Annotated in this window: 13 protein-coding genes; 6 read left to right on the top strand and 7 right to left on the bottom strand. The window is 68.3% G+C overall.

Features of this window, described 5'->3' with window-relative positions:
• Window positions 1–10: 10 nt before the first annotated feature.
• Genes ACFLIM_RS40215 through ACFLIM_RS40245 form a run of 7 tightly spaced genes read right to left on the bottom strand, consistent with a single transcriptional unit; the run spans window position 11 to window position 6,865 of the window.
• A complete protein-coding gene (locus tag ACFLIM_RS40215; protein WP_393174196.1) occupies window positions 11–772 on the bottom strand; it encodes an SDR family oxidoreductase in 762 nt (253 codons plus the stop codon).
• On the bottom strand, window positions 772–1,644 hold the full coding sequence (locus ACFLIM_RS40220; RefSeq protein ID WP_393174198.1) for a dihydrodipicolinate synthase family protein: 873 nt from the start codon (window positions 1,642–1,644) through the stop codon (window positions 772–774). The genes ACFLIM_RS40215 and ACFLIM_RS40220 overlap by 1 nt, the downstream gene beginning before the upstream one ends.
• Window positions 1,644–2,423, bottom strand: coding sequence for an enoyl-CoA hydratase-related protein (locus ACFLIM_RS40225; protein ID WP_393174200.1), 780 nt, complete (start codon window positions 2,421–2,423; stop codon window positions 1,644–1,646). The genes ACFLIM_RS40220 and ACFLIM_RS40225 overlap by 1 nt, the downstream gene beginning before the upstream one ends.
• Entirely contained in the window at window positions 2,420–3,598 is a 1,179-nt protein-coding gene (locus ACFLIM_RS40230; RefSeq protein WP_393174202.1) for a CaiB/BaiF CoA transferase family protein, read from the bottom strand. Before ACFLIM_RS40230 ends, ACFLIM_RS40225 begins: the two co-directional genes overlap by 4 nt.
• Complete coding sequence (locus ACFLIM_RS40235; protein WP_393174204.1) at window positions 3,595–4,941, bottom strand: FAD-dependent oxidoreductase; 1,347 nt, start codon at window positions 4,939–4,941, stop codon at window positions 3,595–3,597. The genes ACFLIM_RS40230 and ACFLIM_RS40235 overlap by 4 nt, the downstream gene beginning before the upstream one ends.
• Before the next feature lie 11 nt (window positions 4,942–4,952).
• Window positions 4,953–6,242, bottom strand: a complete 1,290-nt coding sequence (locus tag ACFLIM_RS40240; RefSeq protein ID WP_393174206.1) for an MFS transporter — start codon at window positions 6,240–6,242, stop codon at window positions 4,953–4,955.
• Window positions 6,243–6,277: 35 nt separating this feature from the next.
• Window positions 6,278–6,865 (bottom strand): helix-turn-helix domain-containing protein, encoded by a 588-nt coding sequence (locus ACFLIM_RS40245; protein ID WP_393174302.1) that lies wholly within the window; start codon window positions 6,863–6,865, stop codon window positions 6,278–6,280.
• Window positions 6,866–7,075: 210 nt separating this feature from the next.
• On the opposite strand from ACFLIM_RS40245, the gene ACFLIM_RS40250 reads away from it, so the two are divergent.
• From ACFLIM_RS40250 to nuoH, 6 genes are all read left to right on the top strand, one after another.
• Window positions 7,076–8,110, top strand: coding sequence for an alpha/beta fold hydrolase (locus ACFLIM_RS40250; protein ID WP_393174208.1), 1,035 nt, complete (start codon window positions 7,076–7,078; stop codon window positions 8,108–8,110).
• Window positions 8,111–8,544: 434 nt separating this feature from the next.
• The gene (locus tag ACFLIM_RS40255; RefSeq protein ID WP_393174210.1) at window positions 8,545–10,371 is read left to right on the top strand and encodes a glycoside hydrolase family 3 protein; all 1,827 of its coding nucleotides are present in this window, start codon (window positions 8,545–8,547) and stop codon (window positions 10,369–10,371) included.
• Between the two features lie 27 nt (window positions 10,372–10,398).
• Window positions 10,399–11,682: an exo-beta-N-acetylmuramidase NamZ family protein gene (locus ACFLIM_RS40260; RefSeq protein ID WP_393174212.1), complete on the top strand. Its 1,284-nt coding sequence runs from the start codon at window positions 10,399–10,401 to the stop codon at window positions 11,680–11,682.
• 44 nt (window positions 11,683–11,726) lie between these two features.
• On the top strand, window positions 11,727–13,409 hold the full coding sequence (locus ACFLIM_RS40265) for a serine hydrolase (RefSeq protein WP_393174214.1): 1,683 nt from the start codon (window positions 11,727–11,729) through the stop codon (window positions 13,407–13,409).
• A gap of 397 nt (window positions 13,410–13,806) precedes the next feature.
• The gene (locus tag ACFLIM_RS40270; RefSeq protein ID WP_393174304.1) at window positions 13,807–14,607 is read left to right on the top strand and encodes a helix-turn-helix transcriptional regulator; all 801 of its coding nucleotides are present in this window, start codon (window positions 13,807–13,809) and stop codon (window positions 14,605–14,607) included.
• A 57-nt stretch (window positions 14,608–14,664) separates the two neighbouring features.
• Complete coding sequence (gene nuoH, locus ACFLIM_RS40275; protein WP_393174216.1) at window positions 14,665–15,945, top strand: NADH-quinone oxidoreductase subunit NuoH; 1,281 nt, start codon at window positions 14,665–14,667, stop codon at window positions 15,943–15,945.
• Window positions 15,946–16,148: the final 203 nt, after the last annotated feature.

Raw genomic sequence — 16,148 nt, forward strand, 5'->3', positions numbered from 1 at the left:
GCAGTTCCAATCAGAGGTTTCGGACGAGGCCGCCGTCGCAGCGCAGCGCGGTGCCCGTGACGTAGGAGGCGGGCTCGCCACAGAGGAAGGCGGCGACCTGGCCGAACTCCTCCGGCCTGCCGTACCTGCTCGCGGGAATGGTGGCACGCGATGCCGCCTCCACCTCGGCCACGGACGTGCCCGCGCGCCCGGCGGCGGCCGCGTCGAGTTGGGCGACCCGGTCGGTGGCGATGCGGCCCGGCAGCAGCAGGTTGACGGTGACGCCGTCGGCGGCGACCTCGGCGGCCAGCGTCTTGAGGTATCCGGCGACCGCTGCCCTGCCCAGGTTGGACATCGCGAGGTTGGGCAGCGGGGCGACGATGCCGCTCGACCCGATGGCCAGGATGCGACCCCACCCCCTGGCCCGCATGCCGGGCAGGGTCAGCGAGATCAGCCGCTGGTGCGGCCGGACGAGTGCGTCGACAGCCGCCGTCACGTCGTCGAAGGTCGCATCGGCAGCCGTACCCGGCCGTGGGCCTGGGCCGTTGAGCACGAGGATGTCGACCTGTCCTGCGGCGGCCACCAGGCGCTCAACACCGTCAGCAGATAGCAGGTCGGCCTCGATGCCGATCGCGTCGGGCAGTTCGGCGGCGACCTCGCAGGCCCGCCCGCCTCTGCGGCCTGTCACGACGACGCGGGTGCCCTCGGCGGCCAGCGCCCTGGCGGTGGCTTCCCCGAGGCCGCCGGTGGATGCGCAGACCAGCGCGGTCCTGCCCTTCAGCCCGAGATCCATCAGCGCACCGCCGCGAGGTGCCGCTCGAGCTGCTCGTGCAGCGACTCGGGCAGGGAGGCGGCCGGTGGCCGTACCGAGGACTCCGGGAAGAGGCCGCGCCGGCGCAGGCACTCCTTGCGGATGGCCAGCGCGATCTTGGCTTGCTGCTCGAAGTTCACCAGCGGCAGGTAGGGCAGCCACGCGTCCCTGGCGGCCTGGTAACCGCCGTTGCGCCAGCCCTCGACGCAGGCGATGAGCCCCTCCGGGAAGGAGAATCCGGTCATCGCGCCCGCCGCGCCGCAGGCCAGCTCGTCCAGCAGGCCCAATCCACCGAGCCCACCAAAGATGGGGACGTCCAGCGCGGCCGTCAGCGTCGCCACGGCCACCGGCGTGGGCGGCGCCTCCGCCTTCACCGCGACCACGAACGGCAGGTCGCGCAGCGCCGTCACCAGTGCGTCAGCGCTGATGCTCACGCCGCTGACCAGCGGATAATCCTGCACGACCAGCCCTGCCCCGGTCGCCTCGTGGACGGCCCGCAGATGCCCGGCGAGGACGTGCGGGTTCGGCGAATTCACCTGCACCATCACGCCCGCGAGGCGGTCGCCCGCCACCTGCTGGGCCAGGCGCACCTCCTCCACGACCGGCGCGGCGCCCAGCGAGGTCGCCCCCACCACCAGCGGCAGCTCAACGGCATCTACCACGGTCTCCAGTACGGCGCGGCGCTCTTCGGTGGACAGCTGCGCCGCCTCCCCGAAGACGCCGAGCACGGTCAGCCCGGTGACCCCCAGCCGCTCGTAGTGCTCGACGAGCCTGGCCAGGCTTTGCTCGTCCAGGTCGAAGGTAGATCCGGTGAACGGCGTCGCAACGACACCCCATACGCCCGGCGTCAGCATCACTGCCCCTTCCAGACAGGCTTGCGCTTCTCCTGGAAGGCCAGGACGCCTTCCTTGCTGTCCTCGCTGTCCAGCGCCTCCATCAGGGCGGGCAGCCGTACGGCCCGCGCCTCCTGGCTGGTCAGATGGGCGGTGCGCTCGACCATCTGCTTGACCGCGCGCAGGGAGGATGGGGAGCAGGCCAGGACGTCGGCCACCCACCGATCCACAGCTGCGTCCAGCTCGCCTGACGGGGCCACCTCGTTGACCAGCCCCATCCGCTCCAGCTCGGCGGCACGAGCGCGCCGCCCGGTGAGCAGCAGCCCCATGGCCTGGTTGTACGGCAGGCGGCGCACCAGCTGGGTCACGCCGCCGTCCAGCGCGATGCGTCCCACGCGCGGCTCGGTCAGCCCGAACTGCGCGTGCTCGGCAGCCACCACGATGTCGCAGCCCAGCACCATTTCCATGCCACCGCCGAGCGCGTAGCCGTTCACCCTGGCGATCATCGGCACGTCGAGCGTGGTGCGCAGCGAAAGGCCGCCGAACCCGTTGGGATCGAGATCGGCCCAGTACTCGAGCCCGGTCTTGTCGATCGCGTCGGCGGACATGTCGGCGCCTACGCAGAAGGACTTCTCCCCCGCGCCGGTCAGCACGACGACGCGCACGTCGCGGTCGGCCTCGATGCGCTCCCAGATCTCGCAGAGTGTCCGGTGGGTCTTGTCGTCCACGGCGTTGAGGACATGCGGGCGGTCGATGGTGACCCGGGCGACGTGGTCGATGACCTCGAAGCGCACGGTCATCGCAGAACTCCCGCCGCCACGAGGGCCTCGATCTGCTCGGCCGAGTAGCCGTGCTCGGCCAATACCTCGGCATTGTGCTCGCCCAGCCGCGGCGGCGCGTGCCGTACCTCGGAAGGCGAGGACGACAGCCTGATCGGCGCGGCCAGGGCCCTGATAACGCCCGCCACCGGGTGGTCCATCTCCAGGATCATCTGATTGACCGCGGTCTGCTCGTCTGCCAGCGCCTGCTCCATCGTGCGGACCGGCGCGCACAAGATGTCCTGTGCCTCCAGACGCTTGATCCAGTGATCAGTGGTATTGGTGGCGAAACGCTCGCGGAAGATCGCCTGGAGCTGCGGGCGGCGGGCGAACTGTGCCTCCTGGGTCGAGAACTCCTCTCGCTGCGAGAGGTCCTCCTCCAGCTCCAGGGCCTCGGAGACGTCGCGCAGCGGGTTCTCCTTGAACGCGCCGACCATGCAGACTGCGCCGTCGCTGGTGGTGAAGACGCCGCTCAGCGGCATCGACGCCCAGTTGATCTCGTAGCCACGGTTGAGCTGCATGCAGGCTTCCTGCATCTGCATGTGGAGCATGGAGTCGTACATCGTGACCTCGACCTTCTGCCCCTCCCCGGTCAGGTCGCGCGTCCGCAGGGCCAGCAGGATGCCCTGCATGAGGTGCATGCCCGTGGTGTAGTCGGCCAGCGTGGTCGGGTAGACCGACAGCGGCAGGTCGGGCGACTCGCGCCGCCACATCACGCCGGAGTATGCCTGCGCGATGACATCCTGCCCGCCCTTGTGGCTGTAGGGGCCCTCAGGACCGAAGCCGGTGCCTGACGCCCAGATGATGCGCGGATTCATCTCGCGCAGCCGCTCGTAGCCGAAGCCCAGGCGCTCCATGACGCCGGACCTGAAGTTGCTGACCACGACGTCGGCGTCCTTGACCAGCCGGTATATGACCTCCTTGCCCTCCTCGCGGCGCGTGTCGATGCTGACGCTGCGTTTGTTGCGATTGATGGACATAAAGATCGGATTGTCCAAGCCGTCGCGGTCGGGGATGGAGTTCCTGGACAGGTCCCCCACGCCGGGCCGCTCGATCTTGATCACGTCGGCGCCGTAGTCGCCGAGCAGCTGAGTACAGCTCGGCCCCATGTAGACCTGCGTGAAATCGACGACGCTGATTCCTTCGAGCGGCTTCATGCCACGACCTCCGCGTTAGGAGCTGGGACATCTCCGGGATCGGCGCCCTGGGCGCGCATCCCACGCTGGATGGCGGCCGGGTCGACCTGCCGTACCGTCACGCCCTTGCCGACGGCCAGTGCCGCGGCCACGCCGGCCGCCTGGCCCATCGCCATGCACGGCGGGATCTCGCGGGAGATCCGCTGCGCGTCCGGCATGGCCGAGTAGTGGCGACCCGCGACCAGGAGCTGGTCCACCTGGCGAGGCAGCAGCGCGCGGTAGGGGGTGTAGTAGTCGCGGCCGCGGGCGACGGAATCGGCGAAGTGCCGCCGGGTGGTGATGTCGTCTTTGGTCACGACGTACTCGCCTCGCAGCAGGCGCGTCTGCCGGACGCCCATCTGCTCGGCGACGTCGAGCAGATAGCAGTTCTCGAAGCCGGGCAGATTCTGCCTTACTTCGTCGACCGCGGCGGCGATGCGGGCCCTGGCCTCGAACTCCGCCTGGGTCAGCGACTCCGGATCCGCTCCGTCATATCCTGACATATGGGGACAATTACACCAGACGACGCCCGGGATCGGTGTCTTCAGCCACCACAGCTCCCACGCGCCGCCGAGCAGCCGCTTGATCTTGCGGTTGATCGCCCTGGCCTCGCGCGGGTTGTCCTGCTCGAACCGCTCGGCAGCCGCGGTGTCCACGCCGCCGAGCCTGAATACGAGCGTGGTGAGGTAGCTGTCGTGCGCGTACTCCGCGCCCGAGCGGGCCGCGACGTCGATGTCGCCGGTGGTGTCGATGACCACGTCGGCCATGATGGCCTGCGGACCCGCCTTGGTCTCGGCCACCACCCCGCGCAGCCTGCCGTCGTCTACGATCGGCTGGGAGAACCACGAGTGCAACCGCAGGTGCGCCCCTGCCTCACGGATCAGGTCGTTGGAAACGCGCTTCCACCCGTCGGGGTCGAAGGCGACCGCGTAACAGATCGGCTTGGGGTTCTGGTGGGAGTGGAAGTCGAAGGCGCCCCAGCGGCCCCACTTATTCCACATCTCCACCGAGGCGACCCGCTCATGCTCCGGCGGATAGACGGCCAGGCCGAGCTTGGCCATCCGCTCCACGTACTCCGAGACCAGGCCGGTGACACTGATCTCCTGGCCGTTGACCATGTCGTCGAGCACCAGGACCATGCCGCCGGCGGCGAGTCCGCCGAGCGCGGCGTACCTCTCCAGCAGGGTGACGTCGGCGCCGGCGCGGGCGGCGGCGACAGCGGCGCTGACGCCCGCGGGGCCACCGCCCACGACAACAACGTCACTGCGACGCACCACGGGCGCGCGCAACTCGTCGGAGGTGACCTTGAGATCAGACAATCGCATCAGGAAATTCCTCACTCCCCCGCGTAGGTGCCGGTGGACCTGCGCACGGCCAGGTAGAGCACGACACTGATCAGGGAAAGCACTGCCGTATAGGTGGGGAACACCCACGTCGCATTCTGGCTCTGCAGCCAGATCATCACGTACGACGCGGTGCCGCCGAAGAGCGCGACTCCGATGCCGTACCCGAGGGCGACGCCGGTGGCGCGGCTGTGCTTCGGCATCAGTGACGTCGCGACGAGGTTGTAGAGGGTCATGTTGAGCACGAGCACCACCGACCCGCCGAGGAGCACGCTAACCAGCCCGCCCAGGCCAGGCTCGGTGTACAGGAGCATGAGGAACACCGAGGGGACGGCGAGCAGCCGGGTGACGATGAACGTGCGGGACAGTTTGGCCCGGTCGGCGAGCCAGCCGGTCACCAGAGAGCCGACGATCATCACGACGCCGAGCGCGGTGGAGGCGGCGAAGACCCCGGTCGGGTCTTCCTTGAACGTGCTGCGCGCGAGGTTCGGCAGGCCGACGGTCCAGGCGTAGTTGTATGCCTGCGCGGCGCCGACCACGAAGATCATCGCAACCAGGGCGAGCCAGTGCTTGCCCACCCCGCGCCACACCGTGGACGCCGAGCCCTCGGCGCGCTCGCTCTCGTGCAGCGTCTCCGGCAGGGAGCGGCGCAGGTAGAGCACGACCACGCCCATCACCGCGCCCACCACGAAGGGAATCCGCCAGCCCCAGTCCTGCATGGTCGCGCCGCCGACCGCCAGGCTGACGAAAAAGCTCACCAGCGACGCGAGCAGGATGCCGAGGTTGACATAGAAGCTGATGTAGCCAGCGGCGCGCGCCTCACGCCCCTTCGGGGTGACCTCCACGGCGTACGCCGTGGACAGCGGCGCCTCGATGCCGGTGGAGATGCCCTGGACCAGGCGGCAGACCAGCAGGATCACGCCGGACCACACGCCTATCGAGTCGTAGGTCGGCGTGACTGCGATCACCAGCGTGGTAACTGCCATCAGCGTGACCGACAGCAGCATGACCGTGCGCCGGCCGATGCGGTCGGCGACGGTGCCGAGCAGCACCCCGCCCAGCGGCCGTACGGCGAAGCCGACCGCGAAAACCGCCAGCGCGCTCAGCGTCGCGGCGACGGGGTCGTGAGAGGGAAAGAAGTGCGGACCGATGTAGGCCGAAACCAGTCCGAAGAGCATCCAGTCGTACCACTCGAGGGTGTTGCCGAGGCCGAGGCCGAGCATCGCCTTGCGGGTGGTGGCCGGATCGTTTACAGGGGAGGTCGAGGTGATGGTCGCGGACATGGCGATCCGCCTTTCGTGGGGGAATCCGACCGAGGTCACCAGGTTGGTGGAGTGATCACCCAGATCGCTGTGCAGACCTCGTCGCTGGAATTGGCGTACCAGTGCGGGATGGTGGACGGGTATCGAATGGCGTCGCCGGGCCCGAGCTCGTACTTAACCCCGTCCAGGTACACATCCTTGTGCCCGGACAGGACAATCCCTGCCTCTTCCCCGTCGTGCCGGAACGGTGTGGCGCTGGTGTCATGACCGGGACGGGTCTCGACCCAAGTCACCTCCAGGGCGCCGTTGAGGTCGGGGACGAGCAGCTCGTAGACGGCGTCATCGTCGACACCGTGACCACCGAGACGCCGCCGTTCGGACTTGCGGACGAGCGGCGAGCGATGCTCCTTCTGAACCTGGAACAACATCCCGACCGGGATGCCAAGCCCGTGCGCCAACTGGACCAACGTGGAGAACGAGGGATTGGCCAGCCCTCGCTCCACCTGGCTGATGATCCCTGTGCTCAACCCTGACAGCTCGGACAGCTGGTCGAGGGTGAAACCCCGCTCCTTGCGCAGGGAGCGGACACGGGTTCCGACGGCGCCGAGCATCGCGGCCACAGACTCAGGAGCACCGTCGTTCATCACGGCTTCATCTTATTGTTGCTGCCTTCAGCGTCAATACGATGATGAAGATTTTCAGTATAATGAAACATGCTGGAAACACGCAGTGAGCGCTTCCCTGTCGACCACGCCCGAGGCGAGACCGAGGAGAACGGTCGCTGCCACCACCGCCGGTAGCGACGGGACCAGGCTGTAGCCGACCAGGGCCACTGCGGACATGACGGTACCTCGGTGCTGGCGAGCGCCATGACAGGGCGCATTCTGACCCGCATGCGCATCGGCCGGCTGCTGTCCGGCGCTTCAGATCGCACGGAAGACCTGTATGCGCAGCGATTGCGGGATCGTTGCCCGTGCATGGGCGGGGCGGGGAAGGTGTCAGCGCAGGGGGATCTGATGGACCTGAAACACAAGCGGGCCGAGACCAACGGGGTCCGGCTCCATTACGTCACCGCCGGATCGGGGCCGATCGTCCTGTGCCTGCACGGCTGGCCGGAAACGCACCGTGAGTACCTGATCGTCATCGAGCGGCTGGGCCACAAATACCGTTTCATCGCCCCTGACCTGAGGGGGTTCGCCGACAGCGACAAGCCGTTCAGCGGCTACGAGCCCAAGACGATCGCGGCCGACATGCTGGGCCTGCTCGATGCCGAGAAGGCGGAGCGTTTTCACATTCTGAGCCACGATCTCGGCGGACCGCCCTCCGTCGCCCTCGCCTACCTGGCAGCGGATCGTGCCTTGTCGCTCTCGACGATCGAAACGCCGTTCTTCGGCCTCGACTACCCGGGCTACGTGGATCCCCGCGTGGCGTACTGGCACCTCGGGATGCACATGAACATGGACATCACCCGTTTCCTCGTCGAGGGACGCGAAGATCAATACCTGAGGCACTTCTTCCGGGATTTCGCCTACGATCCGACCGCGATGCCGGAATCGGAGATCCAGGCATACGTGCTGCAGATGCGTCAGCCCGGCAATCTGCGCGCGAGTCTCAACCTCTACGGCTACATACCGCAGACGGCCGAGCAGATGAGGGAGCTGACCGCGGAGAAGCTGACCGTGCCGATGATGGCGTGGGGCGGCCGATCGTCCTTCGGATCTCACTGCATCGACAGCGCGAAGGCCATCGCGGCGAACGCACACGGCGGCGTCATCGAGGAGTGCGGTCACTGGGTGTTCCAGGAGCGAACCGACTTCATCTGCGAGGAAATGGATCGGTTCTGGGCCGACGCCGACGTCCGCCGAGCCGGTCTCGTCGGCGTACGTTGAGATCGACGATTCTGGCCGGATCGGTGATCGGATCCGGGACGGCGCGGCCCAGAGACGGGGCAGGGGGAAAGCGGGGCCGAGGGCGGCGGCAGGTGGCCCTCGGCCTCCGTCTTCGTCTCGACCGGCCGCACGCGCTTGGGGGCGGAGGGCACCATGCGGGGACAGCCGGGAGTCTGTGGTCAGGCTCTGACGAGCCCGACTCATTCACGCAGGCCACGGCCTTGGGAACAGGGGCGCGGCGTGGTCCTGGCGATCTCCAGGACGGATGACGCCGATCGCCGCCCGCATCCTCCACCGTCACACCAACTCCCGAGATTGGTGCGCGCGAAGTTCCCGTGAGGAAAACGTTGACCATCATGTGGATGAAAGTTACTTTCAGGGCGGCGGTCACCTTGCATGAAATTTTACCTAAATGCGAGGGGGTTGGAGGACAGATGCGTTATCCGCGCTTATTTGCTCTGGCGGCGGCGATGGTTCTCGGGGCGGCGCCGGCCGTGCACGCTGACGACGGGAATGATCGCTGGATCCTCAACAAGATCGCGAACATGAGTCTCGAGGAGAAGGTCGGACAGCTGTTCGCGGCGGACGTCTACGGGGAGAGCGGGGACACGACCAACCCGGCGGACGTGGCGGCGAACCAGGCGATGTACGGGCCGGACGTCAAGAACGGCGACGACCTCATCGCCAAGTACAAGCTCGGCGCGATCCTCTACTTCCGCTGGTCGAACAACCTGAACGATCCCGTCAAGACGGCGGGGCTGTCCAACGACCTGCAGCGGGCGGCGCTGGCGCAGCCGGCGAAGATCCCGCTGCTGATCGCCACCGACCAGGAGCACGGCGCCGTCTATCGGCTGGACGAGCCGTTCACCGCGTTCCCCGGGCAGATGGCGCTCGGGGCAACCCGCAGCGCGGGCCACGCGCTCGCCGCGGGGAAGGTCACCGGCCGGGAGCTGGCCGCGCTCGGCATCAACCAGGACTACGCCCCGGTCGCCGATGTCAACATCAACCCGGGCAACCCGGTGATCGGCGTCCGCTCGTTCGGGGAGAACACCGAGCTCGTGTCGGACCTGACCCGAGCCTCCGTCCGCGGCCTGCAGCAGGGCGGCGTCTCGGCGGCCGTCAAGCACTTCCCTGGCCACGGCGACACGATCAACGACAGCCACAACAGCGTGCCGTGGATCTTCCACACGAAGGAGCAGTGGGAGCAGGTCGACGCACCGCCGTTCCGGGCCGGCATCGCCGCGGGCGCCGACATGATCATGACGGCGCACGTCGTCATGCCGTACCTGCAGAGCGACTGCGACGTGGTCACCCAGCAGGGCTGCGACCCCGCGACGCTCGACCCGGAGATCATGACCGGGCTGCTCCGCGACGAACTCGGCTACGACGGCGTCGTGGTCACCGACTCGCTGTCCATGCAGGGCGTGCGCGACAAGTACGGCGACGACCGCATCCCGGTGCTCGCGCTCAAGGCCGGCGTCGACATGCTCATGATGGTCGATGACACGGCGAGCACGATCTCCCTCGACGTCGCCTACAACGCCGTGCTGAACGCCGTCCGCTCGGGTGAGCTGACCGAGGAGCGCATCGACGAGTCCGTCCACCGGATCCTGCGCCTCAAGAAGCAGCGCGGCTTCTTCGACGGTGACCAGCAGGTCGACGAAGGCAAGGTGCTCGACCGCCTCGGCTCTCCCGCGCACAAGGCGCTCGCTCGCGTGGTCGCCGACCACAGCGTGACACTCGTGCGGAACAACGCCGGCGTACTGCCGCTGACGAACACCGGGCAGCGGGTGCTGGTGACCGGCTACCGCAACGTCACACCGCCGTCCGTCAAGATCCCGCCGACCGACCGGCTGGCCAAGGCGATCGGCGATCTCGGCGTCACCACCGAGTTGTTCGAGACGGGGACGGCCCCCAACGGGGCTACCGTCAACGCCGCGGCGGCCAAGGCCAACGCCAGCGACCTGGTCGTGGTCACCACGGTGAACTCCACGAGCTCGGCCTCCCAGCGCAACCTCGTCAACGCGCTGCTCGCCACCGGCAAGCCCGTCATCATCGTGGCCACCCGGAACCCGTACGATATCGCGGGCTTCCCCAACGCTCCGACGTACCTCGCGACGTACTCGTGGGAGAAGCCGGCGATGGAGGCCACCGCACGGGTGCTGTTCGGCCGGACCGACCCCAAGGGCAAGCTGCCGGTGACGATTCCGGCCGCCGACGGCTCGGTCCTCTACCCCTACGGACACGGCCTGAGATACTGACCCTCCCCCAGGACGGAGCAACACCTGATGGGCCACTTCTTCTCCCGGCGGGTCCTGCTGTCCAGCGCGGCCGTCGCCATGGCCGGGACAGGCATGGGCATCCCCCCGCTCGAGGACCGTCCACGGCATCGGAACCTGGAGACCGGCGTCCAGGTCCTGATGGCCGACGACTACGAGCTCGTGCAGGGCCAGAAGGTCGGCATCGTGACCAACCCCACCGGCATCCTGCCGGACCGCCGCCATGAGGTCGACGTGATGGCCGCCACCGACAAGATCGATCTCGTCGCGGTGTTCGGCCCCGAGCACGGGTTCCGCGGCACGGCTCAGGCAGGCGGCTCCGAAGGTTTCTACCTGGACGAGCAGACCGGGCTGCCGGTCTACGACACGTACCTGACGAGCGGCCAGGCGCTGGCCGACATCTTCACCAGGTCGGGCGTGGACTCGATCATGTTCGACATCCAGGACGCGGGCGCCCGCTTCTACACCTACATCTGGACGATGTTCGACTCCATGCAGGCCGCGGCGCTGGCCGGCAAGCGGTTCGTGGTCCTTGACCGGCCCAACCCGATCACCGGCCGCCGGGCCTACGGACCCGTCATGACGCCGCAGTTTTCCACGTTCATCGGCCGGGAGGCGATCTCCCAGGCGCACGGCTTGACCGTCGGCGAGCTGGCGAGGCTGTTCAACGCCGAGTTCCTGGGCGGGCGGGTCGATCTCACGGTCGTGGAGATGCGCGGCTGGAAGCGGGACCAGGCGTACGAGGACACCGGCCTGCCCTGGGTCCTGCCGTCGCCGAACATGCCGACCGTGGACACCGCGCTTGTCTATTCGGGCACCGGTATGTTCGAGGGCACCAACCTGTCAGAGGGACGCGGCACGACCCGGCCGTTCGAACTCATCGGTGCCCCGTACGTCGACCACCGGTGGGCGAACGCGCTCAACGAGCTGGGCCTGCCCGGCGCCGGGTTCCGGCTGGCCTACTTCACGCCCACGTTCTCCAAGCACGTGAACAAGCTGTGCGGCGGGGTGCAGCTGTACGTCACAGACCAGAAGGCATTCGACCCGGTCAAGACGGGCATCGCGATGATCGTCACGGCGAAGCGGCTCTACCCGGACGACTTCGCCTGGCGATACGACACCTCCGACCCGGCCCGGCCGTACTGGATCGACAAGATGACCGGCTCGACCCAGGTCCGGACCGACATCGACGGCGGAAAGGGCCCGGACGAGGTCGAGTCCGGCTGGGCCGACGCGCTCAAGGAGTTCGCCACGACGCGCCAGAAATACCTGATCTACCGCGGAGGAAACTAGTGGCGCGGCCTTTGCCCGTCCTCCTCCTCGCAGCTGCGCTCACCGTGGCGACCCCCCTGCCCGCGACGGCGGCCGTCGAGGGCCCGCCGACCGTCACCATCGGCGACGTGCGCTTCGCCAACAAGCAGCTGCGGTACGGCCACGCCCGCATGGCGGGTCTGGTCTCCGAGTACGTGGACCGGATCGCGCCCGACGCCGCCAGCTTCATGCAGCCGTCGCCGATCCGGCCGCTCTACGCGGGCGCGGTCGTGATCGCGGGGCGGGACGGCGTGATCGCGACCCACGAGGCGATGGGGAAGGCGGTGCGCTACGTCGACTCCAAGCCCACCGAGCTGCCACCGGACCAGCAGATCCCGATGCGAAAGGACACGATCTTCGACATGGCGTCGGTGTCCAAGCTGTTCACTTCGATCGTGGCCGTGCAGCAGATCGAGCAAGGCCGGATCGGACTCGACACCCCGGTGACCGCGTACATCCCGGAGTTCGCGGCGAACGGCAAAGGTGGAATCACGGTCCGGAACCTGCTCACCCACACGTCGGGGCTGCCGGCGTGGATACCGCTGTACAACTCCCCGACCATTGAGGAACGGTACGCCGCCGTCTGGAACGTCGCGCCGACGAACCCGCCTGACACGGTCTACCGCTACTCCGACCTCAACCTGATCACGCTCGGGGTGATCGTGGAGCGGGTGACCGGCGAGCGGCTCGACACGGTCGTCGCGGAGCGCCTGACCGGGCCGCTCGGGATGCGCGACACCGGATACAACCCCGACCCGGCGCTCAAACCGCGGATCGCCGCCACCGAGTACCAAACCACGACGGAGCCCGACCGCGGCATGGTCTGGGGCCAGGTGCACGATGAGAACGCCTGGTCGCTCGGCGGTGTCGCGGGCCACGCCGGGGTCTTCTCCACGGCGTACGACATGGCTGTCCTGGCCCAGACGCTGCTCAACGGCGGTCACTACGGCCGGGCGCGCATCCTGTCGGAGGAATCGGTGCGGCTGCTGCTGACGAACCTCAACACCGCCTTCCCCGGCAACTCGCACGGCCTCGGCTTCGAACTCGACCAGATGTGGTACATGGACGGGCTCGCCTCACCGGTGACCGGCGGTCACACCGGTTACACCGGGACGTCGTTCGTCATCGACCCGCTGTCCGGCTCATTCATGATCCTGCTGACCAATCGGGTGCACCCCAGCCGGGACTGGGGCTCCAACAACCCGGCCCGCCGGGCGGTCGCCCGCGACCTGGCGCTCGCCCTTCCGGTACGGCCGGCCCAGGGGCAGGACGCGTGGTTCTCCGGAGTCGGGGACGCCCGGACGGCGACGCTCACGCTGCCGGTCGGTGCGCCGCGGGGCGGGCGGCTCTCCTTCGCACTGTGGTACGACACGGAGGTGGACTCCGACATCGGGTCCCTTGAGGCCAGCACCGACAGCGGCGCCACCTGGAACCCGGTGCCGATGGAGCTGAGCGCCGGTCCGCACCGCTGGTCGTCGGACGGCACGTTCTCGGGTTTCCAGGGCCGCCAGTGGCTGCGTGCGGAGGCATACCTTCCCGCCGCGACCACGGGACTGCGGTGGCGCTACGTGAGCGACCCGCTCTACCAGGGCCGCGGCGTGTACGTGGACAAGGTGCGGATCAGCGGGCCGGGACTTCACTTCGAGGACCAGAACCCGCGCGACGCCGCCCTGTTCGTCGCCGATGGCTGGACCCGATCCACGTATTGACGAGGCGCCCATGGCGGCGCGAGGGCCCCGTCTTCGGCGACCCTCGTCTGGTCCCCGGCGCAAGGCACTGTGCGCCTGCCGATAATGTCATCCGTGCAGGTCATGCGGCGTGCCCGGCCCCTCCTGGCGTGCGCCCACTTCGGCTTGCATGGGTGAACTTACGGATGATCCGCGAGAGTCTCGCCGGCTGGTCCAGGGGGATGAGTGTGTAGCTGTCTTCCACCTCGACCAGCCGTGCTTGCCGGAGGAGTTCGGCGAGGCGCCGGCCGTGTTCGGGCGGCATCACGCGGTCCTGGCTTGCCCAGACCGCGAGGGCGGGGTGGTCGAGCCGGACACTCCGGTGAAGTTTCTCTCCAGGGCCACGGGACCGGTGAGACTAGGGCAGGCTTGCTGGGTGATGGCGATTCATTCGCTGCCCACGCAGCCACAGGCGGAGCCGTACCAGATGATCACCCGCCTGTCACCGCCGCACCTGCGTCCGTACGTGCTGGGGTGGGCCGGCTTTCGCACCCGGGCGGGAGAGCCCGGCCACCCCAGCAGGATGCTGCCGCTCAACGCGGCCACCCTGATCATCGACTTCACCGGCATGGGCCCGATCGTCACCGGTCCCCGCGCCACCGCGACGTTCTCGGCCCACACGCCGTGGCGTCACGGGGTGGCGGTCGGGCTCACCCCCGCCGGGATGTCGGCGCTGACGGGGACGCCCATACGCGAGGTGGCCGGCACGACCGCGCATCTGGAAGACCTCCTCGGCACCCGTGCCGCGGAACTGACCGGCCGGCTGATCTCGTCGGTGAGCTGGGCGGACCGCTTCAGCCTGCTGGAGGAGCGGCTGACGGCGTGGCTGCGCCCCGACGCCGGCCCCAACGACCTGATCATGCACGCCTGGCGGCGGCTGCAGGAGCCGGCCGGCCCGCCCACCATCGGGTCCCTCGCCGGTGAGCTGGGCGTCAGCCGTCGTTATGTCGAGCTCGGATTCCGCCGAGTGGTGGGCTTGTCGCCCAAGACGGTAGCCCGGATCGCCCGATTCCAGCGGACCGTGGACACGTGGAGACGGCCCTCGGCCACGCTGGACGAGGCTGTCGCCTGCGGTTACGCCGACCAGCCTCACCTCACCCGCGAGATCCGGGCGATGGCGCAGATGACACCGAAGCAGCTGTTCGCATTCGTTCAATACACCGATCGGCTCACCGGCTAGCGTGACCTTCCGCTCCGGACCGAACGAGTGCCGGGGGAGAGGAAGGGGCAACACGTCATGGCAGGCGTTCTCGCGGCCGATCCCACCCTCGCCGACTTCGGCAAGGACCCGCTGTGGATCACCATCGTCAAGGCCGTGATGCTGTTCCTCTTCCTGGCGCTCGGCGTCATGTTCGGCGTCTGGTACGAGCGCAAGCTGATCTCGCGGATGCAGCACCGCTACGGGCCCAACCGGGCCGGCACGTTCGGCATCCTGCAGTCGGCCGCCGACGCGATCAAGATGGGCTTGAAGGAGGACATCTTCCCGCGCACGGTGGACCGGGTGCTCTACCTGCTGGCGCCGGTCATCATGGTGGTGCCGGCGTTCCTGGCCTTCTCGATCGTGCCGTTCGCGCCGATCGTGAACCTGTTCGGCGTGCGGACGCCGCTGCAGCTGGTGGACCTGCCGGTGGCGGTGTTGTTCATGCTGGCCATGGGCGCGGTGTCGGTCTACGGCGTGGTGCTGGCCGGGTGGTCGTCGCGCTCGCCGTACGCGCTGCTCGGCGGTCTGCGGTCGGCGGCCCAGGTGGTCTCGTACGAGATCGCGATGGGCCTGTCGTTCGTGGCCGTCTTCCTGTTCGCGGGGACGTTGTCCACCTCGGAGATCGTCGCGGCGCAGGCGCAGACCTGGTACGTGGTGCTGCTGATCCCGTCGTTTTTGATCTACGTGATCTGCATGTTCGGCGAGGCCGCGCGCATCCCGTTCGACCTGCCCGAGGGCGAGGGCGAGCTGGTCGGCGGCTTCCAGACCGAGTACTCCTCGTCGCTGAAGTTCGCCCTGATCATGATGGGCGAGTACCTGCACACCTTCACCGCTTCCGGCATCGCCGTGACGCTGTTCCTGGGTGGCTGGCGGGCGCCGTTCCCGATCTCGTTGTGGGAGGGCGCCAACCAGGGCTGGTGGCCGGTGTTGTGGTTCTTCATCAAGTTCGTGCTGACCTTCAGCTTCGTCGTGTGGGTGCGGGCCTCGCTACCGCGGGTGCGCTACGACCAGCTCATGTCGCTGGGCTGGAAGGTGCTGATCCCGGTCAACCTGGCCTGGATCCTGCTCGTCGCCGCCGTGCGCAACGTGATGGTCAACGACGGCGACAAGACCCTCGGCATCGGGCTCGGCGCGGTGATCGTGATCGGGGCGCTGGCCATCTGGATGCGGTTCGCCACCGTCAACCAGCGGCGCAAGGAGGCCAAGAAGGCACAGGTGGAGGCCGAGTTCGAGGAACTGTCCAACGAGCCGGCGGCCGGCGGCTTCCCTGTGCCACCGCTCGACCTGCCGCACTACCGCGGCGTTTCCCGGCCGTGAGCGCCTCGGACAGGACGCGTCGCGGTCCGTCGCCGGATCAATCAGGCGTTCTTTCTGAGCGCGTTGGGCCTGGTTGGCGACATGGACGATGTCCATGATCTTCAGCGCTGGTCTTGGGGTTGGCCTGGTTCGTGCCCGGCGACAGGTGCGGCTGGTGTTGCGGCCTCGGCCACCCCCGCACGGGAGTGACTTGCGCACTAACT

The sequence above is a fragment of the Nonomuraea marmarensis genome, from assembly GCF_043197025.1.
GTDB lineage: Bacteria > Actinomycetota > Actinomycetes > Streptosporangiales > Streptosporangiaceae > Nonomuraea > Nonomuraea marmarensis.